The following is an 18,801-nucleotide window of genomic DNA, read 5'->3' as shown; positions in this document are numbered from 1 at the left end:
GCTGCTCCGGGTGGTCGAACGAGTGGTGCGGTGGTCAGGAGGCGGCCTTCGGATCACCGGCGAGGTCGGGATCAGGAGGCGAACAGGCGTGCCGGGCGGGTGGCGTGCTGTTCGGCGGTGATGTCGAGCAGCGGCGCCGAGTCGGCGGGCAGCGCGTCGAGGCCGTCAGCGTGGACGCGCTGCGCGGCGTCGGCTGCCTGCGCGGCCACGTGATCGATGTCGGCGGCGAGGCGGGCGAGGATGGTGATGGCGTCGAAGGGGTCCAGCCTGAGCAGGCGGACGGTCGCGGTGGCCGGGCCGCTGACGCTCTCGTACGCGGCCGCGTACGCGACGTCCAGCGGGGTCAGTCCCGCGGAGCGGCCGGTGAGTCCGAGGACGACGGGCTGGTGAGCGCCGCGCGGCCGCGCCGCGGCCAGGGCGTCGAGCTCGGCCGAGGGCCAGGTGGCTCGGGCGGCCCGCAGCATTTGCCGCCCGAGCCTGCGCGCGCTCTGCCGCAGGGCGGGGGCGGGCATGCGGGCGTCGGCGGCCTCGTCCAGCAGGAGCGGGTCGATTCCGGCGGCGGCCGCGGCGGCGAGACCCGCCGCGACCAGACCGCTGGTGTGCAGCCGGCCGCGGCAGAACTCCGCCAGGCTCGCGACGTCGCGGACGCGTCCCGCGGTGACAGCGGGCTCGGCCCCGCCGGAGTGGGCGTGCCCTCCGGCGGGGAAACGGCCGTCGGCCAGGACGAGCAGTGCGGCACGGCTCATCGTGCGTGGCTCACCTTTCCTTCATGGTGCGGGCGTTCACGGTGCGGGTTTCACGGTGCGATGGTCAGAAGAGGAAGTAGCGCTGAGCCATGGGCAGTTCGGTGGCGTAGTCTCGCTCGACGAGTCGGTCGTCGATCTCCGCCTTCACGTCCTTGGCCTTTGCGCCGCCGATCTCCACCTCGAACGTGTCGGGATCGATGCGGATGTCGGGGCGGGCGTTGTTCTCCCGCATGTTCTCCTTGAAGACCTTGCGGGTGTTGCGGATGGGCCTGAACTCCTTGCTCACCTTCAGATCGTTGAGCAGGCCGGCCTTGATGGCGTCTGCGGTGACGAAGTTGACCGAGTTGGCGGCAGGTGCCTGGCCGGTCGCGCCGAACACGGCGCGAGGCAGGACCGGCTGCGGGGTGGTGATGGAGGCGTTGGCGTCGCCCACCTGCGCATAGGCGATCTGGCCGCCCTTGATGACCCGATGCGTCTTGACGCCGAAGAACTTCGGCTCCCACAGCACCAGGTCGGCGAGCTTGCCTACCTCGACCGAGCCGACCTCGTGGTCGATGCCGTGCGCGATCGCCGGGTTGATGGTGTATTTGGCGACGTAGCGGCGGGCGCGATGGTTGTCGGCTCCGTCGTCGCCGTCCAGGGAGCCGCGCCGGGCCTTCATCACGTGCGCGGTCTGCCACGTCCGCACGATCATCTCGCCGATGCGGCCCATGGCCTGGGCGTCCGACGACATGATCGAAATGGCGCCGAGGTCGTGCAGGATGTCCTCGGCGGCCATCGTGGACGGCCGGATCCGCGACTCGGCGAAGGCCCTGTCCTCCGGCAGCTCCGGGTTCAGGTGATGGCAGACCATCACCATGTCGATGTGCTCCTTGACCGTGTTGACGGTGAACGGCCGGGTGGGGTTGGTGGAGGCGGGCAGCACGTTCCGCAGGCTCACCATGGTGATCATGTCCGGGGCGTGGCCGCCGCCGGCGCCCTCGACGTGGAAGACGTGGATCGGGTGGTCGCCGATGGCCTTGATGGTGTCGGCGACCGCGCCGGCCTCGTTCAGCGAGTCGGCGTGCAGGGCGAGCTGGGCACCGGTCTCCTTGCACACCTCCAGGCACCTGCGCAGCACGGCGGGAGTGGCGCCCCAGTCCTCGTGAATCTTGAAGCCGAGGACGCCCGCCTTCACCTGGTTGCGGAGGGATTCTGTGGACATGGTGCTGCCCTTGCCGAGCAGCCCGATGTTGACCGGGAAAGCGTCCAGCGCCTCAAACGCCCTGGCGATGTGCCAGGAACCGGGCGTGACGGTGGTCGCGGTGCTGCCCTCCGCGGGGCCCGTGCCGCCACCGATCAGGGTGGTGACGCCGGCGGCGAGCGCCTCGCGGATCTGCTCGGGGCAGATGAAGTGGACGTGGGTGTCGACTCCTCCCGCGGTGAGAATCTTGCCGTTGCCCGCGATGACCTCGGTCTCAGGACCGATGAGGAAGTCCGTGGCCGTCCCGTGGCCGTCGTGGAGCGGGTCCATGGTCTCGTCGTTGTAGGCCTTGCCGAGCGCGACGATCCGGCCGTCGCGGATGGCGACGTCGGCCTTGACGACACCCCAGTGGTCCAGGACGACGGCGCCGGTGATGACGGTGTCGGGGGGCTGCGGGGCGCCGGGCTCCGCGGAGTCGCGCGGCGCGCAGGACTGGCCCATCGATTCGCGGATCACCTTGCCGCCGCCGAAGACGACCTCGTTGCCGCTGCGTCCAGGACCGCCGGACCAGTCCTCGGTGACCTCGATCCGCAGGTTGGTGTCGGCCAGGCGGATGCGGTCACCAACCGTGGGGCCGAACCGGTCGGCGTACTCGACGCGGGTCAGGGGCTCAGGCATCGAGGGGACCTCCGACCTCGCCGCGCAGGCCCGCGACGATGCGCTTGCCCTCGATGGGCACGAGCTCCACTTCCCGCGGGCACCGGGGTTCGAAACGGATGGAGCTGCCGGCGGCGATGTTCAGCCGCTTGCCGTAGGCGTCGGCGCGGGGCTCGAATTCGAGACAGGGGTTGGCCTCGTAGAAATGGTAGTGGGATCCGACCTGGACGGGACGGTCGTCGGTGTTGGTGACGATCAGGGTCGTGACGTCACGGCCGACGTTGAAGGCCACGGGCTCGGCGTCCTCGGGATGGTCGATCTTCCCGGGATGAACCGGCACCTCCTTGCCCGCCTGCGGGAAGGGGTCGCGGATGGTGACCAGCTTGGTGCCGTCGGGGAAGGTGGCCTCGATCTGGATGTCGGAGATCATCTCCGGGACGCCCTCCATGACGTCATCGCGGTTGAGCACCTTCGGGTCCGGGGAGCGCATGAGCTCGTCGACGGATTTGCCGTCCCGGGCTCCTTCGAGAACGTACGCGGTCAAAAGCGCGACCGCCTCCGGGTAGTTGAGCAGAACCCCCCGTTTCTTACGCTTCCAGGCCACGTCCGCAGCCACATGAATCATCAGACGTTCCTGCTCGTGCGGAGTCAGATGCATCCCGCCCCCTCGCCTTCGCTCTGCCCCGGGCCCTGTCCCGGGGGGCAACAATGGTGCGGACACCGACGCGACCGGCCTTCAGCCATGCGGCGGCCGTCCGCTCACTCCAGGCGGGAGCCGACGCCCTCACCAACCCCTGCGCCCACAGGAGCGCCAGTGCAGCCTGGTGACCCGCGTAGCGGCCCAGAGCCCTGGCAGATCAACACCTCGGGCGCATTGAGTAACTCAATGACTACTCACAGTGACATAGCGTGATGGCGGCGTCCATTACCCGTGATACAGAGTCGGAGGCGATCGGCCGCCTCCGCCCCGTCGGACGGTGTCCGGCCTGGTCGCTATGACGTCCGGAAACGGGCACGTTGCCGGACGTTCAGAGCCTTCGGGAGCGTGCCATGCCACACCTCATCGCGAACGCCCGCATCTCAGCACGCGATCGAAAACTGGCGTGTTCGACGCCCACGGCCACGGCGTCATCCTCCACGAGAAGATCTCCGGCGGCCGGGATGACCGACCCGAGTCCAGGCAGGCCTGCCTGGCAGACGCGCTTCGCGCCGAAGAACGCCCGCACGTCCGCCACCAGCAGGTCGGGCACCTCCAGCGCCAGGTAGGCGCCACCGCGATCCGGTCCAGCGCTGTCGGCGTCCCGCTCGGCGGAACGCCGGATCGTGACGTCGTCCTTGGCCAGCAGCACGGCCGTGGGCACCGTCACCCGCGGCTTGGGCGCGTACGCCGTCGGGTCGTGGCCCATCTCGCCACGGGCGAGTCGGCCAGCCCGTAGGTGAGCGACCGGGTCGACATGATCTGGTCGAATCCCAGCCCGTCCTGCATGAAGTTCTGCATGATGCCCCGGCGTCGTTGCTCGTCGGCGGCGAAGGCGGTCTCGTCCGGCGAGGGGACGGCGACCCAGGCGTTGACGTGCACGCCGACCAGCCGCTCTGGCACCTGGCGGGCCAGTTCAAGGCCGAGGTGGGCGCCTCCGCCGCCGCCCTGCGTGCCGGGGCAGGAGCAGCAGCGGCCGGGCGGCGTCGGAGCTTGACCTGATGGGGAAGAAGTGGATGTTCTGCCCGTCGATCTCGGTGACGAACCGGGGGTGCTTCCTCGGTGGCGCGTAGCCGGCGGTCAGCCGCGCCGGTGACGCGGCAGCAGCAGGCTGACCACCGCGATGGCCAGGCCGAGCCCGGCCGCCAGGAGGAAGACCAGGTCGTAGCCGGCGGCGAGAGCAGCTGGGGAGCTCCCGCCGGCCTCCGTCGTGGCTGTGGCGCCGGCGGCTGTCGCGAGCACGGCCAGGCCGACCGAGCTGCCTACCTGGCCGGCGGTCTGGGCCAGGCCGCCGATGATCCCCGCGTCGCCCTGGGGAACCTCGGCGGTCGTCGCGGCCATGAGGGTGGGGAAGGTCAGCCCGATGCCGACCGCGATGAGCAGCGTCGGCCCGAGCACGCCGGTGACGTAGCCGCTGTCGGCTCCGGCTTGGGCGAGCCAGCCGAACCCGGCCAGGAAACAGCCGCTGCCGGCCACCAGCAGAGGGCGTACACCGGTGCGCGGCAGCAGGGCGGCGGCCCATCGCGCGATCACCAGGAAGGTCACAGCCGCAGGTGTCTGCCCGAGCCCGGCTTGAAGCGCGCTGAAGCCGAGCACGTTCTGCAGGAACAGCGAGGTGAAGTACCACATCGCGATGGCGATCCCACCGAACAGCAGCAGCATGCCGCTGCCGACGGCCACCCCCCGGATTCTGAACAGCCGCAGGGGCATCATCGGCCGGGTGGCGAACCGTGCCTCCACCACGGTGAAGGTGACGAGCAGGAGCAGGCCAGCCACCACCGGCCCGACGACCGGCATGGACGACCAGGCGTGATCGGCACTGCGCATGACGCCGTAGATCAGCGCGGCCAGGCCCGCCGTCCCGGTGAGCGCGCCCGTGAGGTCGAGCGATTCCCGCCGGCCGCCTCGCGTGCCGTACAGCGACATCAGGGCCACGACGATCAGCACCGCGCCGATCGGCACGTTCATGAGGAAGACCCACCGCCACGACAGGCCGGTGGTGATGGCACCGCCGGCGAGCGCGCCGGCCAGCCCGCCCACACCGCCCGAGGCGGACCATGCGCCGAACGCCTTGGCACGCGCGTTCGGCTCGGTGAAGCCGGTGTTGATCACGGCCAGCGTCGCCGGGGCCATCATGGCGGCTCCGACGCCCTGCGCGACGCGGGCCGCGACCAGGACCCCCGGAGCGGTCGCCAGGCCGGCGGCCAGGCTCGAGGCGGAGAACAGCAGCAGCCCGGCGACCAGCGTCCGGCGAGGGCCGAACAGGTCGGCAGCGCGGCCTCCCAGCAGCATGAAGCCGCCGAAGGTGAGCAGGTAGCCGTTCACCACCCAGGCCAGGCCGGTGGGTGTGAAGCCGAGGTCGCCATGGATCGAGGGCAGGGCGACGTTGACGATGGACGAGTCCAGGATCACCATGAACTGGCCGGCACACACCAGCGCCAGGACCGCCCAGGCGGGGCCGGCGTGCGGCCTGGCCCGCTGAGCTGCAGTACCAGTGCTTGTCATGACCTTCCTCACGCGGTCTGGGAGGTTGTTCCGGCCAGGGTTTCGCGGCCGTTGCCGTCGCCCGCGGCGGCATCGGTGAGGCGGCTGCCCTCCAGCAGCCGGATCGTGATCCGGGCCAACCGCTGTCCCTGGTACCTGGCCGCTTCCAGCGCCGCGGCATCAGGGCCGTCTCCGGTCGACAGGCTGGTCACCGACGAGGTGCCGTAGGGGTTGCCGCCGGCGGCGTATACGGCTGGATCGGTGAATCCGGGCGGGACGATCAGCGCCCCCCAGTGATAGAAGACGTTGCCCAGCGACAGGATCGTGGCCTCGCTGCCGCCGTGCCGGTTGTATGCCGAGGTGAAGGCCGTCACCGGTTTGTTCGCCAGCTTGCCTTCCTGCCACAACCCGCCGGCCTGGTCGATGAACTGCTTGAGCTGCGCGGCCGGCGTGCCGAACCGGGTCGGCGTTCCGAACGCGAAGGCGTCGGCCCACGCCAGGTCCTCGATCGAGGCCTGGGCGATCGCCGTAGCGGCATCGGCGTGCCGCCGCCACAGCGGGTTCGCGTCGATCGCGCTGTCGGGTGCCAGCTCGGCGACCCTCCGCAGCCGCACCTCGGCTCCGGCCAAGACGGCGCCGTCGGCGACGGCCTGCGCGAGTGCGTGCACATTGCCGGTCGAGCTGTAGTAGATGACGGCGACCTTCACGGTCATGCCAGCTCCCTCGATGTCACGTAGAATTAGTTATGCGGATAATGTTATGCGCATAACTAATCTGTCAAGGAGAGCCCATGGACTTCGAGCACGCCGACGCCCTCAACCAGGCCATCCGCCTCCTGAGCCTGCGCCACCGGGCCCGGGCCGCGGCACTGCTGGCCCCGCTCGGCCTGCACCCCGGGCAGGAGGCGCTCCTGCTCGAGCTCGCCAGGACCGGCCCGATGATCCAGTCCCAGCTCAGTGAGGCACTCGGCTGTGAGCCGCCCAGCGTCACCCTCATGGCCCGCAAGCTCGAAGCCAGCGGCCACATCCGCCGCAACCCCGCCCCCTCCGACAAACGCGCCAGCGTCGTCGAGCTCACCGACAGCGGCAAAGCCCTGGCCGACCAGATCAAGCAGCTATGGTGCGCCCTGGCGGAGGAGACCGTGACCGGCCTGCCCGCCGAAACGGTGGCGGGGCTACCCGGCATTCTCGGCACGTTGAGCGGCAACGTGGACACCAGACGTTCCCGTCACCGGCGCGAACCAGTCGCGCGAACGGGACAGAGCGGCGACGAACCGGGCGCGTCAGCGTCGGCTCCAACGGTCAGCTCGTAGAGGTCGAGGCGTCGCACGCGTTCGAGGTCTGTCCCAGGCATGGCGACGACCCGATCGCAGGCGACTTCGCCGACCCTGACGCCTCGACCGTCAGGGCCGTCACCCGCCGCCTGGGCCTGCCCGCCGAGTCTCTCGAACAAGAGCGAGGAGATTGCGGACGACGGCCGGGAGCTGCAGTTCAGCCCCTCCTCGGACGTGCGGCTCGCACCGGCCACCGGCTTCAGAATGCCTCCCCGCCCCGCGGTCCCGGCTCTCGCGCCGGGCCGCACGACCGAATCCCGCCCGCCGCCTTCATGGCCGCTCGAGACGGTCGCCCGTCAGCCGGATGCGGCCGGAACCCCCTCCGTTGATCTCGAAGCCGCCGACCTGGGCGAAGGACTTCCGAGATTACGGGCGTGATCGGCGGCGAGCCGCCAGACATGGGGCATTCCCTGGATGCGTGCCGTCGCAGCCTTCAAAGGACGCCGCGGGGTTGGCGGGATCCCGGGTCAGCACAGTCGCAGCTGGTCGACGCGTCCGCTCCACCCGTAGTAGTCACGGCGCTGACCAGACTTGTAGGTCCAGCACGAGCTGTCCGGCCCGAAAGCAATGATGATCTTGACGCGGTACCTCCTTCTGCATGTGTTCCGCACTTCGATCCGCATCTTCCACTGGTTGTTCTTCCACTTGACGCACGCCGGCGCGGACCTGAGCGCGGTGGCGGCCGTAGCGTGGGCCGGAACCGACAAAGCCGGCGAGGCGACCAGTCCGGCAGTCAAAAGGGCAGAACTCAGCATCCGGCGTGTGACGCTCGGCATGGTGATCCTCTCTACAGGTTGTCAGGGGCGCTCGAACGGTGCCACAGCGAGCCTGACGACAACCTTGAAAGAACCTTGAGCCGGAGGGCCCGCCCTTTTAGGCAAGTGGTTTGCCACGATTGCTGAGACTGTGACGTCATGAGCGACGAGATCAGCACCTTCGCGTCGACGTCCCGCAGGCGCCCTGCACGAGCTGTGCCGGGCCTGCCGTGCCTTCTCAGGGGTCGGCTTCGGCGAGAGTCTCGCGGCGGCTGCGACGGGATCCCTCACTCATGACACCTGGCGCTCTCGCGGGCGCCGCCGTACCGACGAAAGAGCAGAAATGATTCTGGTAACGGGAGCCACCGGCAATGTGGGCCGCAATGTCGTCGAGCAGCTTCTGGACGCCGGCCATGAGGTCCGCGCGCTCACCCGCGACCCCGAGCAGGCGAAGCTGCCGGACGGTGTCGAGGTAGCCTGCGGCGACCTGGGCGAGCCGGGCACGCTGCGGCCCGTGCTGACCGGCGTGTCGGCCGTGTTCCTGTTCGCCGCCCCCGGTTCGGGGCCCGGATTCGTCCAGGCCGCCACGGCGGCGGGCGTGCGCAAAGTCGTGTTCCTGTCATCCAGCGCCGTGGACGACGACGTGGACGAGCAAACCAACCCGATCGCCGCCTATCACGCCGAGATCGAGCGGTCACTGCGCGCGTCAGACCTGGAGTGGACGTTCCTGCGGTCGGGGCACATGGCCACCAACGCCCTGCCGTGGGCCGGGCAGACAAGGGCAGGCGACGTAGTGCGGGCGCCCTACGCCGAGTCGACCAGCGCGCCGGTGCACGAGGCCGACCTCGCCGCGGTGGCGGTGCGGGCGCTGACGGAGCCCGGCCACGCCGGCGCGACAGACGACCTCACCGGCCCCGAGTCGCTGACCGCCCGCGAGCAGGTGGCGCTCATCGGTGAGGCGATCGGACGGCCGCTGCGCTACGAGGAGCTGACGCCGGAGGCCGCGCGGGAGGCGATGAGCAGATTCATGCCGCGGTTCATCCTGGACACGCTTTTCGAGCAGTGGGCCGACTCGGTCGGCAAGCCGGCCCGGGTGAGCGGGGACGTGGAGAAGATCATCGGCCGACCCGCCCGGACCTTCGCCCGGTGGGCCACCGACCACGCCGCCGACTTCCGGTAGGCGATCCGGCGCCGAGGAGACGGCGGCGAAACCCAGCGGCGGGCAGCCTCGGCCTCAGGAACCACCGGCCACGACCGTGCCTCCGCCCCCTTGGCCTTGGATGATCACCAGCTTGCCCGTGGCAGTGCCATGAACGCCCGTATCGCCCGGCACGAAGGGTATCCATGCAATTTCGGCTTCTGGGTCCGGTCGAGGCCACCGTCGAGGGACGGGTGCTTGATCTTGGGCATGCCAAGCAGCGTTGCGTGCTGGCGGTGCTTCTCAGCGAGGCGGGCCAGATGGTCTCGATCGAGCACCTGGTCGATCGGCTATGGGACCAGAACCCTCCCTCCGAGGCACGCAACACCCTCTACACCTACATCACCCGTTTGCGGCGCGTCCTACGCTCGGTCCACGCGGCCTCGTACGGCATCGAGCTCATACGCCGTAGCAGCGGCTATGCGCTGGAGGTGCCCGGCGATGCGGTCGATCTGCACCGATTCCGCCGACTGGTCGGCCAGGCTCACGCCAGCACCGGCGAGCAGGAGATGGGCGCCCTCCTGGGCGATGCGCTCCATCTGTGGAAGCAGCAGGCTCTGGCCGGGCTGTCCGGCGCCTGGGTGGTCGGGATGCGAGCCCGGCCGGATCAGGAACGGGTCAACGCGGCGCTGGCGTATCACGACGTCCAGATGCGCCTGGGGCGAGCCGAGCAGATCCTTCCCGGGCTGCGGGAGACCGTAGCCGCCGAGCCGTTGAACGAGCCCCTCACCGCGCAGCTGATGACAGCGCTGTCCCAGTGCGGCCGTCGGCCCGAGGCCCTCCAACTGTACGAAAGCGCCAGACAACGCCTGGCCGAGAGACTCCTCTACAGCTGATCGGCCGAGGTCTTCGATCAGTACAAGCCACTGCTCGACCTGTGGGGATCCAGTACCTACTTCGGTGAGGATGCTGGGCTGGCGTCCCTGTACGACCTCGCCCTACTCGCGGGCATGTACGTCATGTGGGCCGGATTCATGCACGGCGCCGCCATGGTCGCGCCGGCCGGCGTGACGGCGGGCGAGTTCGCTGCCATGGCCACACCTTGGCTGACCGCCATGACCGGCGCCTTCCAAGGGTTCGCCGCGGTCGTCGATGGCGGGGATTACACCGTCGAAGGGCAACAGAGCCTCCAGTTCTCCAACCTCAGTGACCTGCTGGCCGCCAGTTCCGACCAGGGCATCAGCACCGAGGTGGTCGCCATGGCCCAGCGGCTCATCCAGCGTCAGATCGATGCAGGCCATGGAGAGGAAGGCTTCGCCCGAATCATCGAGAGCATCAGGCAACCGGGCTAGGGTTCGTCTTCATGGGCGGGGCGCCGCCGGTTGGCGGGCGGTGCCAGGAGCCGGCGCAGGCGGCGGGGATTGGCGTCAGTGGGGGCGGTTATCGGCTCGGGCCTATGGTGATCATCCACGAATGAGCGTATCGCCATGACTGATCTCTCCACCGTCTCCATCGACTCCGTCGACCTTCCGCGGACGGGTACATCTCATCAATCCAGGCGTTCGGCAGGTCCCGGACGAGGCCATGTTTCCGGTGGCTGACCACCTACCGTTCCAGCCCGGTCCGGGGCGTACCCCTGTGGAGTGAGGTCGCGACACCGGAGGACGAAGCTCAGCCCTGGGAGTCGAGAGAATCGAGCCCTACCGGCGTGAGCTGCACCTGCACTGTTACCGGACCGTCGGCTCGCTCGCCGACGCCGACGACCTGGTGCAGGACACCATGCTCGCGGCATAGATGCTGGACAGCACGCCGACCACGGGGTTCCGGGACACCAGCGTCTTCCCCCATTTCGGCCTGCCCCGATCCCTGTGATCATTCGTGCGTTCCCACCCCGCACACCGCTCCCCCAGCGGTCGCGGCTCAGGGCTCCTCCGCATCCGGCACCGGTGGAATCGCCGCGCCGGCCGACAGCAGTCTGTCCGCCAGCACGCGACAGCGCCTCCCAAGCTCCGGAGGGTCGAGCACCTCGAAGTCGTGCCCCAGCAGGAGCACGTGCATGAGCACGAAGTCGAGGCTGGCGGCGCCACTGAGCACCTCGCAGAGCTCGCTCCCTCGCCGTCGTACGACGGCCGCCGAGGCCGGAATCTGCGCGCGCACCGTGTCGGCCGACGCGTGTACGAGGAAGCGCGCCCGGTGCGGGTAGACCCGACTGGCCACGCCCTCCTGCACGTACCTCGCCGCGTCGGGCGCCGCGCGCGGGCGAAAGCGCCAGGTCCGTGCGGACACGCCGGTCATCCGGTCGACGCGGAAGCTGCGCCAGCCGTCGCGATCGAGGTCGTAGGCGAACAGATACCAGCGCCGGTCGGAGGCGACGAGGCGGTAGGGCTCGACCCGCCGCCGTCGCACCTCGCTCCCGGACGGGTAGTCGAAGCCGGCTTCGACCTCGTCGCGGCAGGCTCTGGCCAGCGTCATGAGCACCTCGGGGTCGACCGGCGCGCGGCCTCCGCCGAAGGACTCCACCGAGCCGGAGAGCGCGCGCACCTCGTGCCGCAACCGGGTGGGCAGCACCTGGTCGAGCTTGGTCAGCGCCCGGAGCGCGGCCTCGCCGGCGCCGGCGACCGCGCCATCCGCGCCGGCGAGCAGGGAGACCGCGGTGGCGATCGCCTCCTCGTCGTCGAGAAGCAGCGGCGGCAGGTCCTGCCCCGGGCCGAGCCGGTAGCCGCCGCCGACACCCTGGCTGGCATGCACCGGATAGCCGAGGGTGCGCAGCCGCTCGACATCACGCCGTACCGTGCGCGCAGTGACCCCGAGCCGGTCGGCGAGCTCGGGGCCGGTCCAGACCTGGCGCTGCTGCAGCAGCCCGAGCAGGGTGAGCACCCGCTCCGTCGTACCCCGCTCGTCACCGCCAGCCACGTCCATGTCGCCCCCCTGCCACAATAGCGGACCGATTCTGTCCGCTTGGGGTGTCAGGGTGGCTCCATGGACGCAGACGAACTCGACTGGAACCGGACGCTGCGCGAGCAGTGGGAGTTCCACTGGAAGCATCAGCTGCGAGCCCGGCTCGACGGCCTCACCGACGACGAGTACTTCTGGTCACCGGTGCCGGACGCGTGGAGTGTGCGGCCGCGCGGCAGCTCGACGGCACCCGTGCAGGTCGGTGCCGGGGACTTCACGATGGACTACGCCTTCCCCGAGCCGGTCCCCGCGGCCTTCACCACGATCGCCTGGCGACTCGGTCACGTCATCGTCGGCGTGCTCGCCGCGCGCAACGCGGCGCACTTCGGCGCGCCGGCGGCGTCGTACGAGACCTGGGAGTACGCCGGCGGCGCGGCCGCCGCGCTCGACCAGCTCGAGGCCCAGCTCGACGTCTGGCTGGACGGGGTGCGCGGCCTCGGCGAGGCCGGGCTCCGGGTCCCGCTCGGCGCGAAGGAGCCCTTCCCCGAGGCGCCCATGGCCGATCTGGTGCTGCACATCCACCGCGAGCTGATCCACCACCTGTCCGAGGTCTGCCTGCTGCGCGACCTCTACCTGCACACGAGACCCGCCACGAACGGAGCAGCCCGATGAGCCGCCACGTCCAGGTCACCTTCGACGCCCGCGACCCTCGGGCGCTGTCGTCCTTCTGGCGTGACGTGCTGGGCTACGTCCACCCCGGCCCGCCCGGAGTGGACCTGCCCGAGGACGCCGACCCGCTGGCCGCGTGGGACGACTTCCTCGCACGGGCCGGCGTGCCGGAGGAGCAGCGCAACACGAGATCGGCCATCGAGGACCCGGCCGGGCACGGTCCACGGCTGTTCTTCCAGCGGGTGCCTGAGGACAAGGTCGCCAAGAACCGCGTCCACCTCGACGTCCGTGCGGCTCCGGGGCTGCGGGGAGAGGAGCGGATGGCGGCGCTGGAGGTCGAGTGCGGACGGCTCGTCGCGCTGGGAGCCAGGCGGGTGCGTCGCGACGAGCCCGCTCCCCCGATGAGTGCCGGCTTCATCGTGATGACCGACCCGGAGGGCAACGAGTTCTGCCTGGACTGACGCAAAGCAGACGAATCCCAACAAGGTTGCGCGGGCGTATATATGATCGCCGATCATGAACAGGAAGATCTTCACTGCTCTCGCGTCCGCTGCCGCCTTCGCGGTCGTCTCGCTCACCCCGCTCGCCGCGCAGGCCGAGCCCCTGCCGACCGACTGCCACCACGGGTACGGCTGGCAGACGGACTACACGTGGGCCCGATGCGACAAGGGCGCGGGTTCCGTGCGGGCCATCGCCACGTGCTCCAACGGCAGGACCAAGAAGACCGTCTACGGGCCCTGGAAGGGGATTCGGGTGCAGTCCTCTGCCCACTGCCCCGACACGTACCCCAAGGCGGTGTCTCACTCCTACGACATCAAGCGCTGACGCACCGGAGGCCCAGGGCCGCGTGGTGGAGCGGCCTTGCCGCCGGTGGAGCGGCCTTGCCGCCGGTGCCGGCGGCAAGGCGTCGGACAGGAGCCTCAGTAATAGGGGCTCATGAGTCTGGTGGCCCACCTCGGCTGGGTGACCGGATGGCGGGGGGCGAACTCGACCAGGTACGGCTTGACATCCAGGACGGGCGAGCCGGCAAGTGCGTCCAGGTCGGCGACGTGCAGGTTCAGGCCGTCCACGGCGAGGAGCCGGCAGCGGGAGAGGCCGAGGCGGTTGGGTCGGTACGGCCCGCGGTGGGCGAAGACCCCCACGGGCGCCGCGCTCGGGTTCCCCCGTGGCGGACGGGGTCGGCTGTGCACGGTGGCCGGGTCGATCCGGTCGAAGAGGAAGACGACCTCCAGGTGGGAGAAGTCCTCCAGGCCGAGCACCGCCGAGGTGGTGAAGGACTCGGGGTCCAGCCGGATCACGGCTCGAACGTCGTGCCAGTCGTCCTCGAACATCTCGCTGCGACCGCCCACGACCTGGCCGACTGGTCGCAGGGTCACGCAATCCGTTGTCATGATGGTCTCCAGGCTTCCCGTAGCGGCTGACGTCCCGCCCGAGGCGTCACGCACTCGAGCGGGACGAAGGGGTCAGAAGGCGTGCGGGCCGAAGCGGCCCCAGGCGATGACGGCGGCGATCGCGAGCAGTGCCACGTTGACGGCCACGGCCGACGGCTCTCTGCGTCGGACGTGGGTGGCGGCGGCGCCGAGCATGGTGATGGCCAGGCCGGTGGCGGCCAGCGGGGTGAGGACCGGGGCGATGCCGGTGACGGCGGGCAGGATCAGACCGAGGGCGCCGAGCAGTTCGACCACGCCGATCAGTCGGAGCTGACCGGGGCTGAAGTCCTCCACCCAGGGCAGCATGGGCCGCAGCTTCTCCTTGGGCTGGGTGACATGCATGACCCCGGCCAGGCCGAAGACGGCGGCCAGGGCCGCCTGCAGTACCCACAGGATAACGTTCACGTCAGTTGCTCTCTTTTCGTTCAGGTGCCGGCTAGTAGCGGCCGAGGGTGCCGCGGTGCCGGGCGAGGTGTTCGAGCCGGTTGAACGCGACCGCCCCGGCGGCCGTGAGGAGAAGCGGCTGCACCAGCAGCCAGCCGAGACCCCAGCCGGACGGGAGAGCGGCCAGGGAGTGCCCGCCGAGCAGGATGTCCCGCATCGCCTCGATGCCGGGCGCGATGGGGACGACCAGCCGGCTGATGAACGCGACCGGGTCGGGCATGGCGGCCAGAGGGACCAGGGTGCCGCCCGCGATGGCGTAGACGGCCACCGACAGCTGGGTGATGATCTCGATGCGTTTGAACACCAGGGTCAACCCGCACAGGATCAGCGCCAGCCCGCAGGTGCCCAGGACGATCGCGGCCAGTGGCACGATCACCTGCACGTCGACGGGCAGTTGCCCGCCCTGGACGGTGATGGCGGTGGCGCCGGTGGCCAGCACGGCCAGCGCGGTCGGCAGGGCGGAGATCGCGGCGGCGACCTGGCGGCCGAGGATGAGCGCGGCCGAGGGCAGCGGCGTCAGGTAGGTCTGTTCCAGCACGCCGGACTGGATGTCGCCCAGATATCCCCAGAACACCCGGTTGACCTGCTCGTGGATGAACGTCAGCGCCACCATGCCGAGCAGCACCGGCAGCAGCAGTTCGGCACGCAGCTGCCCGCGCCCCATGAACAGCACGATGAGCAGGTAGAACAGCGGAAATGTGATCATTTGGATGAGGACCTCGCGCCATCCGGCGGCGAGGTTGAGCAAGCCCTTGCGGACTTCCGCGGCGAATCCGCGGGCGAAGGTCATGACGGCTCCTGCAGGGCTCGGCGGTGGTTGCGGACGAACAGCAGGCCGGCGACGACGCTGAGGGCGAGGGTGTGGGCGAGCAGCCAGGGCAGGGTGCCGCCGCTCCAGAGCTCGGCCAGGCTCCGGCCCTCGAACAGGGTCTGGGTGGTCGCCTCGATGCCCAGCGTGGTGGGCAGGATTCTCGCCAGGGCGGCCAGCCAGTCCGGGTAGAAGGCCAGCGGCAGGAACGAGCCGTTGAGCAGCAGCACCAGCGAGGTGAACAGCGACTGCAGGGCGCCGATCATCGGCGAGCCCAGCGCGAGGGCCGCCAGCAGGAACGTGAAGGCCAGCGCGTCGGCCCCCATGAGCACGACGGGCAGGATCGCCGCCCAGCGCAGCGGGATCGCGATCCCGGCCACCAGCAGCGGGACGAGGGTGGCCACGGCGGCCACCGCCAGGCCGAACACCGAGGCGGTGAGCAGCCGGCCGAGCATCGGCAGCCACGGCGGCGCCGGGGTCATCTGGGCCTGGACGAAGGTGCCGGCGCGTTTCTCCTCGATGAGGTCGGCCACCATCACCAGGCCGGCGTACTGCAGGAACCAGTAGCCGCCGATCGCGACCAGGGTCCGCGGCAGCAGATCCTGGCGCAGTTCGCCCTGGCCCAGGACGAACTGCAGGCCGAGGTACATCATGGCGCTGATCAGCAGGGTGATGACGTGGCCGACCGGGTGGGCCAGTTGGACACGCAGGCCCTTGCCGATCTCCGCGCCCAGGACCTTAAGCAGCATGGGGCGGCTCGTTCACCAGGGCGAGGAACACATCCTCCAGGTCGGGCTGCACCTGGGTCAGCGACTCGATGACGGCCCCGTGGACACGCAGGCGCTCGACCAGGTCGTACACCTCGATCGGGTTGCTCACCTGCACGCTGATCGTGGTGACGCCCTCGCCGATGACGGCGTCGAAGCCGGGTGGCGCCGCTCCTTCGATGCGGATCTCGTACCTGTCGCGTTCGCGGAAACCGGCCAGCAGCTCCCGCGTGGGCAGGTCGGCCACGAGCCGGCCCTGGCGTATGACGGCCACCCGGTCACACAGCTCCTGAGCCACATCGAGCTGGTGGGTGGTGAGCAGGATGGTGGTGCCGAGCTCGCGCGCCTGCTCGGCGATCCAGTTCTTGACGGTGCGGGTGGCCTCGACGTCCAGGCCGAGCGTCGGCTCGTCCAGCAGGACGATCGGCGGGTCGGCGATCAGCGCGGCGGCGATCGCGACCTTCTGCTGCATGCCGCGCGAGAAGCCGCCGACCTTGTCGTCGCGCCGCTTCCACAGGCCCAGATCGGTCAGCAGGTCCTGGGCGCGCTCGGCGACCTGTGCCTTGCGCAGGCCCTTGAGCCGGCCGAAGTACATCAGGTTCTGCCAGGCCGACAGGCTCCAGTAGACGTTGCGCGAGCCTTCGAGCACCGCGCCGAACTGCGCCATCGCGGCCGAACGCTGCCGGGCCACGTCGAAGCCGCCCAGCCGGGCCTGGCCCGAGGTGGGGGTGAGCAGGCCGGCCAGCATCTTGATGGTGGTGGTCTTGCCGGCGCCGTTGGGTCCCAGGAAGCCGAAGATCGATCCGGCGGGGATGTGCAGGGACACCTCGTCGACGGCCGGGACCTGCGCCGAGCCGTACACCTTGGTCAACGCGTCGATCTCGATCATGTCATCTCCTCGATCGGGAAGCCGGCCCCCGGGGTGAGGGGCCGGGAGGGTGCGGTCAGTGCTCGTCCAGGACCTCGATGTCCTCCACCGCGGCGTCGCGGGTCAGGGAGAAGGCCGCGGCGGCCTCGGCGTTGCCGGGCACGGCCTGGCGGGCGGCCCGCAGGCTCGCGGCCGAGTCCCAGCGCCAGATGCCCACCCACGTCTCCTCGTCGAGCCGGCCAAGGCGCGCCTCGGTGAGCCCGGGAAAGGCCGCCCGGAAGGCGGAGACGAGGGCGGTGTGCCGGGCCCGGAGCTGCTCGGCGTCGGCGGGGGCGACCTGGAAGCGCGTGACGGTGATGACCGACATACTGAACCTGCTCTCTAGAGTCGACTTCTAGTTACTGAATCTAGAGATAGACTCTAGCCATGAGTGATGTCAAGCGGATGAGCAAGCGGGCGCAGAAGGCGCAGGAGACGCGTCGGCGCATCCTGCGGGCGGCACTGGAGCTGTTCGTGCGCGACGGCTACGGCGCGACGAACCTGCAGGACGTCGCCGCCCAGGCCGGGGTCGCCGTACAGACGATCTACTTCGTGTTCGGCAACAAACGCGCCCTGCTGAAGGAACTGGTCGACGTCACGATCGCAGGCGACGACGAGCCCGTCGCCACGATGGACCGGCCGTGGTACACCGCCGCGCTGGCCGCCGCCACCGCCCAGGACATGCTGCGCGCCTACGTCACCGGCACGACCTCGGTCCTGGAGCGTGTCGCGCCGATCGGCAAGGTGCTGGACGGGGCGTGCGCGAGCGACCCCGAGGTCGCCGCCCTGTGGCCGCACGACGTCGACCCCCGGTATGTCGTCCAGCAGGAGGCGGCCCGGGCACTCGTCGCCAAACCCGGGGCGCGGGCCGAGATGCCGGTGGAGGAAGCCGCCGACCTGCTGTACGGCCTGCTCAGCCCTGAGCTGTACCTGCTGTTCGTGCAGGAGCGGGGCTGGCCGCGTGAGCGCTGGGAGCGCTGGGCCCGCCGGACGCTGCGCGCCCAGCTCTGCTCGGACTAGGGCCTGTATGGAGTTGAGATCAGTGGGATCGCCTGCGCCGTGGTTTCCGGTCCTGATAGGCCATCGCTATGGCGCGTGGAGACCTCACCGATGACGAGTGGTCCTTGATCGAGCCTCACCTGCCGCTGGGTGAGCGAGGTCCGATCCCCGACCTGCGGCAGCAGTTCGACGCCGTGATGTGGCGGTTTCGGACCGGCAGCCCGTGGCGGGATCTTCCCGCGGAGTACAGGCCGTGGTCGACGGTCTACGACAGGTTCCGGTCGTGGGCGACGACGGGCGTCTTCGAGCAGTTGATGCAGACCGTGATCGCTGAGGCCGCGGCTCGTGGTCAGGTCGACCTCGACCTGGTCAGCGTGGACTCCACCACGGCCCGCGCCCATCACCACGCCGCGGGGATGGTGGTGGACGGTGAGCTGATGACGGCGCTGGAGAAGGCCGCCGACGAGGAAAGGGGGCTGCACCTAAGGGGCAAATCCCCCAGGACGGCGAGCCCGGCGACGGCGACGGCGACGGCGACGGCGGGGAGCGTGCCGGACGCCGGCGGTTACGACTGCGGCGCAGGATCCGGCTGACAGCGGCCAAGCTGGGCCGCTCGCGAGGCCACCCCCGGCACCCGCTGGCACGGACTGCTGGTCTGCGCGATCGACGGCACCGTCATGAGCGTGGCCGACACCGCCGCCAACCTGAGCGTCTATCCCAAGCAACGGGGCAACCACGGCGGCGCCGGCTATCCAGCGCTGCGCCTGCTCACCCTGCCCGCGAGGGGCACCATCGACCGCACCAGCTACAAAGCCACGATCGGCATCGAGATCCGCGCCGGCTCAGAGCCTTGACCAAGCGACCACGGCCCTCAACTACACGGCATTGC

Annotated in this window: 27 protein-coding genes; 12 read left to right on the top strand and 15 right to left on the bottom strand. The window is 70.1% G+C overall.

Going from position 1 to position 18,801, the window contains the following annotated elements:
• Positions 1-71 precede the first annotated feature (71 nt).
• From FHU36_RS18185 to wrbA, 7 genes are all read right to left on the bottom strand, one after another.
• Positions 72-746 carry an urease accessory protein UreF gene (locus tag FHU36_RS18185; protein WP_185085167.1) on the bottom strand — a complete coding sequence of 225 codons (675 nt, stop codon included), beginning with the start codon at positions 744-746 and terminating at the stop codon, positions 72-74.
• Positions 747-810: 64 nt separating this feature from the next.
• Positions 811-2,607, bottom strand: coding sequence for an urease subunit alpha (locus FHU36_RS18180; protein ID WP_185085166.1), 1,797 nt, complete (start codon positions 2,605-2,607; stop codon positions 811-813).
• Entirely contained in the window at positions 2,600-3,244 is a 645-nt protein-coding gene (locus FHU36_RS18175; RefSeq protein ID WP_185085165.1) for an urease subunit gamma, read from the bottom strand. The genes FHU36_RS18180 and FHU36_RS18175 overlap by 8 nt, the downstream gene beginning before the upstream one ends.
• Positions 3,245-3,614: 370 nt before the next feature.
• Complete coding sequence (locus tag FHU36_RS18170) at positions 3,615-3,992, bottom strand: hypothetical protein (RefSeq protein WP_185085164.1); 378 nt, start codon at positions 3,990-3,992, stop codon at positions 3,615-3,617.
• On the bottom strand, positions 3,950-4,186 hold the full coding sequence (locus tag FHU36_RS18165; protein ID WP_185085163.1) for a hypothetical protein: 237 nt from the start codon (positions 4,184-4,186) through the stop codon (positions 3,950-3,952). The genes FHU36_RS18170 and FHU36_RS18165 overlap by 43 nt, the downstream gene beginning before the upstream one ends.
• A 177-nt stretch (positions 4,187-4,363) precedes the next feature.
• Positions 4,364-5,788 (bottom strand): MFS transporter, encoded by a 1,425-nt coding sequence (locus FHU36_RS18160; RefSeq protein ID WP_185085162.1) that lies wholly within the window; start codon positions 5,786-5,788, stop codon positions 4,364-4,366.
• A gap of 8 nt (positions 5,789-5,796) precedes the next feature.
• A complete protein-coding gene (gene wrbA / locus FHU36_RS18155; protein ID WP_185085161.1) occupies positions 5,797-6,480 on the bottom strand; it encodes an NAD(P)H:quinone oxidoreductase in 684 nt (227 codons plus the stop codon).
• A gap of 77 nt (positions 6,481-6,557) precedes the next feature.
• On the opposite strand from wrbA, the gene FHU36_RS18150 reads away from it, so the two are divergent.
• Positions 6,558-7,079 (top strand): MarR family winged helix-turn-helix transcriptional regulator, encoded by a 522-nt coding sequence (locus FHU36_RS18150; protein WP_246502489.1) that lies wholly within the window; start codon positions 6,558-6,560, stop codon positions 7,077-7,079.
• 488 nt (positions 7,080-7,567) lie between these two features.
• Here FHU36_RS18150 and FHU36_RS47075 read toward each other — a convergent pair whose 3' ends face one another.
• Positions 7,568-7,723: an alpha-amylase inhibitor gene (locus tag FHU36_RS47075; protein WP_512699249.1), complete on the bottom strand. Its 156-nt coding sequence runs from the start codon at positions 7,721-7,723 to the stop codon at positions 7,568-7,570.
• On the opposite strand from FHU36_RS47075, the gene FHU36_RS18145 reads away from it, so the two are divergent.
• The 5 genes from FHU36_RS18145 (at position 7,677) to FHU36_RS18125 (ending at position 10,787) form a co-directional block, all read left to right on the top strand.
• Positions 7,677-7,955: a hypothetical protein gene (locus tag FHU36_RS18145; protein WP_185085160.1), complete on the top strand. Its 279-nt coding sequence runs from the start codon at positions 7,677-7,679 to the stop codon at positions 7,953-7,955. The two genes, FHU36_RS47075 and FHU36_RS18145, sit on opposite strands and share 47 nt — an antisense overlap.
• A gap of 243 nt (positions 7,956-8,198) precedes the next feature.
• Positions 8,199-9,035: an SDR family oxidoreductase gene (locus tag FHU36_RS18140; protein ID WP_185085159.1), complete on the top strand. Its 837-nt coding sequence runs from the start codon at positions 8,199-8,201 to the stop codon at positions 9,033-9,035.
• A 164-nt stretch (positions 9,036-9,199) separates the two neighbouring features.
• Complete coding sequence (locus tag FHU36_RS18135; protein WP_185085158.1) at positions 9,200-9,889, top strand: AfsR/SARP family transcriptional regulator; 690 nt, start codon at positions 9,200-9,202, stop codon at positions 9,887-9,889.
• Positions 9,890-9,919: 30 nt separating this feature from the next.
• Positions 9,920-10,345: an imine reductase family protein gene (locus FHU36_RS18130; RefSeq protein ID WP_376774170.1), complete on the top strand. Its 426-nt coding sequence runs from the start codon at positions 9,920-9,922 to the stop codon at positions 10,343-10,345.
• A 325-nt stretch (positions 10,346-10,670) separates the two neighbouring features.
• Positions 10,671-10,787, top strand: coding sequence for a sigma factor (locus tag FHU36_RS18125; protein ID WP_221496684.1), 117 nt, complete (start codon positions 10,671-10,673; stop codon positions 10,785-10,787).
• A gap of 126 nt (positions 10,788-10,913) precedes the next feature.
• Here the strand turns inward: FHU36_RS18125 and FHU36_RS18120 are convergent, their stop codons facing one another.
• Positions 10,914-11,912 carry a helix-turn-helix transcriptional regulator gene (locus FHU36_RS18120; RefSeq protein ID WP_185085156.1) on the bottom strand — a complete coding sequence of 333 codons (999 nt, stop codon included), beginning with the start codon at positions 11,910-11,912 and terminating at the stop codon, positions 10,914-10,916.
• A gap of 60 nt (positions 11,913-11,972) precedes the next feature.
• Between FHU36_RS18120 and FHU36_RS18115 the strand changes: the two genes are divergently transcribed.
• From FHU36_RS18115 to FHU36_RS18105, 3 genes are read left to right on the top strand one after another with little or no spacing between them, the layout of a single operon-like run.
• Complete coding sequence (locus FHU36_RS18115) at positions 11,973-12,560, top strand: DinB family protein (protein WP_185085155.1); 588 nt, start codon at positions 11,973-11,975, stop codon at positions 12,558-12,560.
• On the top strand, positions 12,557-13,018 hold the full coding sequence (locus FHU36_RS18110; protein ID WP_185085154.1) for a VOC family protein: 462 nt from the start codon (positions 12,557-12,559) through the stop codon (positions 13,016-13,018). Before FHU36_RS18115 ends, FHU36_RS18110 begins: the two co-directional genes overlap by 4 nt.
• A gap of 55 nt (positions 13,019-13,073) precedes the next feature.
• Positions 13,074-13,382, top strand: a complete 309-nt coding sequence (locus tag FHU36_RS18105) for a hypothetical protein (protein WP_185085153.1) — start codon at positions 13,074-13,076, stop codon at positions 13,380-13,382.
• Between the two features lie 95 nt (positions 13,383-13,477).
• Here FHU36_RS18105 and FHU36_RS18100 read toward each other — a convergent pair whose 3' ends face one another.
• The 6 genes from FHU36_RS18100 to FHU36_RS18075 form a co-directional block, all read right to left on the bottom strand.
• Positions 13,478-13,933: an SAM-dependent methyltransferase gene (locus FHU36_RS18100; protein WP_312891671.1), complete on the bottom strand. Its 456-nt coding sequence runs from the start codon at positions 13,931-13,933 to the stop codon at positions 13,478-13,480.
• 87 nt (positions 13,934-14,020) lie between these two features.
• The gene (locus FHU36_RS18095) at positions 14,021-14,392 is read right to left on the bottom strand and encodes a DoxX family protein (RefSeq protein WP_185085151.1); all 372 of its coding nucleotides are present in this window, start codon (positions 14,390-14,392) and stop codon (positions 14,021-14,023) included.
• A gap of 31 nt (positions 14,393-14,423) precedes the next feature.
• The gene (locus tag FHU36_RS18090) at positions 14,424-15,221 is read right to left on the bottom strand and encodes an ABC transporter permease (protein WP_185085150.1); all 798 of its coding nucleotides are present in this window, start codon (positions 15,219-15,221) and stop codon (positions 14,424-14,426) included.
• On the bottom strand, positions 15,218-15,988 hold the full coding sequence (locus FHU36_RS18085; RefSeq protein WP_185085149.1) for an ABC transporter permease: 771 nt from the start codon (positions 15,986-15,988) through the stop codon (positions 15,218-15,220). Before FHU36_RS18085 ends, FHU36_RS18090 begins: the two co-directional genes overlap by 4 nt.
• Complete coding sequence (locus FHU36_RS18080; RefSeq protein ID WP_185085148.1) at positions 15,978-16,895, bottom strand: ABC transporter ATP-binding protein; 918 nt, start codon at positions 16,893-16,895, stop codon at positions 15,978-15,980. Before FHU36_RS18080 ends, FHU36_RS18085 begins: the two co-directional genes overlap by 11 nt.
• Before the next feature lie 55 nt (positions 16,896-16,950).
• Positions 16,951-17,241, bottom strand: a complete 291-nt coding sequence (locus tag FHU36_RS18075) for an antibiotic biosynthesis monooxygenase (protein WP_185085147.1) — start codon at positions 17,239-17,241, stop codon at positions 16,951-16,953.
• Between the two features lie 59 nt (positions 17,242-17,300).
• Here FHU36_RS18075 and FHU36_RS18070 point away from each other — a divergent pair, with 59 nt between their 5' ends.
• From FHU36_RS18070 to FHU36_RS18060, 3 genes are all read left to right on the top strand, one after another.
• Complete coding sequence (locus FHU36_RS18070) at positions 17,301-17,933, top strand: TetR/AcrR family transcriptional regulator (protein ID WP_185085146.1); 633 nt, start codon at positions 17,301-17,303, stop codon at positions 17,931-17,933.
• 68 nt (positions 17,934-18,001) lie between these two features.
• On the top strand, positions 18,002-18,505 hold the full coding sequence (locus FHU36_RS18065; protein ID WP_281394300.1) for a transposase: 504 nt from the start codon (positions 18,002-18,004) through the stop codon (positions 18,503-18,505).
• 90 nt (positions 18,506-18,595) lie between these two features.
• On the top strand, positions 18,596-18,766 hold the full coding sequence (locus FHU36_RS18060) for a hypothetical protein (protein WP_185085144.1): 171 nt from the start codon (positions 18,596-18,598) through the stop codon (positions 18,764-18,766).
• The last annotated feature ends 35 nt before the right edge of the window (positions 18,767-18,801 follow it).

It is taken from the genome of Nonomuraea muscovyensis (assembly GCF_014207745.1).
GTDB lineage: Bacteria > Actinomycetota > Actinomycetes > Streptosporangiales > Streptosporangiaceae > Nonomuraea > Nonomuraea muscovyensis.
The sequence above is the reverse complement of the archived record's forward strand: the minus strand, read 5'-3'. Positions and strand labels throughout refer to the sequence as shown.

Coding starts and splice junctions, on each gene's coding strand:
- FHU36_RS18185 (WP_185085167.1), bottom strand. CDS start 746: ATGAGCCGTGCCGCACTGCTCGTCCTGGCCGACGGCCGTTTCCCCGCC.
- FHU36_RS18180 (WP_185085166.1), bottom strand. CDS start 2,607: ATGCCTGAGCCCCTGACCCGCGTCGAGTACGCCGACCGGTTCGGCCCC.
- FHU36_RS18175 (WP_185085165.1), bottom strand. CDS start 3,244: ATGCATCTGACTCCGCACGAGCAGGAACGTCTGATGATTCATGTGGCT.
- FHU36_RS18170 (WP_185085164.1), bottom strand. CDS start 3,992: ATGGGCCACGACCCGACGGCGTACGCGCCCAAGCCGCGGGTGACGGTG.
- FHU36_RS18160 (WP_185085162.1), bottom strand. CDS start 5,788: ATGACAAGCACTGGTACTGCAGCTCAGCGGGCCAGGCCGCACGCCGGC.
- wrbA (WP_185085161.1), bottom strand. CDS start 6,480: ATGACCGTGAAGGTCGCCGTCATCTACTACAGCTCGACCGGCAATGTG.
- FHU36_RS18150 (WP_246502489.1), top strand. CDS start 6,558: ATGGACTTCGAGCACGCCGACGCCCTCAACCAGGCCATCCGCCTCCTG.
- FHU36_RS47075 (WP_512699249.1), bottom strand. CDS start 7,723: ATGCGGATCGAAGTGCGGAACACATGCAGAAGGAGGTACCGCGTCAAG.
- FHU36_RS18140 (WP_185085159.1), top strand. CDS start 8,199: ATGATTCTGGTAACGGGAGCCACCGGCAATGTGGGCCGCAATGTCGTC.
- FHU36_RS18135 (WP_185085158.1), top strand. CDS start 9,200: ATGCAATTTCGGCTTCTGGGTCCGGTCGAGGCCACCGTCGAGGGACGG.
- FHU36_RS18120 (WP_185085156.1), bottom strand. CDS start 11,912: ATGGACGTGGCTGGCGGTGACGAGCGGGGTACGACGGAGCGGGTGCTC.
- FHU36_RS18115 (WP_185085155.1), top strand. CDS start 11,973: ATGGACGCAGACGAACTCGACTGGAACCGGACGCTGCGCGAGCAGTGG.
- FHU36_RS18110 (WP_185085154.1), top strand. CDS start 12,557: ATGAGCCGCCACGTCCAGGTCACCTTCGACGCCCGCGACCCTCGGGCG.
- FHU36_RS18105 (WP_185085153.1), top strand. CDS start 13,074: ATGAACAGGAAGATCTTCACTGCTCTCGCGTCCGCTGCCGCCTTCGCG.
- FHU36_RS18090 (WP_185085150.1), bottom strand. CDS start 15,221: ATGACCTTCGCCCGCGGATTCGCCGCGGAAGTCCGCAAGGGCTTGCTC.
- FHU36_RS18085 (WP_185085149.1), bottom strand. CDS start 15,988: ATGCTGCTTAAGGTCCTGGGCGCGGAGATCGGCAAGGGCCTGCGTGTC.
- FHU36_RS18080 (WP_185085148.1), bottom strand. CDS start 16,895: ATGATCGAGATCGACGCGTTGACCAAGGTGTACGGCTCGGCGCAGGTC.
- FHU36_RS18075 (WP_185085147.1), bottom strand. CDS start 17,241: ATGTCGGTCATCACCGTCACGCGCTTCCAGGTCGCCCCCGCCGACGCC.
- FHU36_RS18070 (WP_185085146.1), top strand. CDS start 17,301: ATGAGTGATGTCAAGCGGATGAGCAAGCGGGCGCAGAAGGCGCAGGAG.
- FHU36_RS18065 (WP_281394300.1), top strand. CDS start 18,002: ATGGCGCGTGGAGACCTCACCGATGACGAGTGGTCCTTGATCGAGCCT.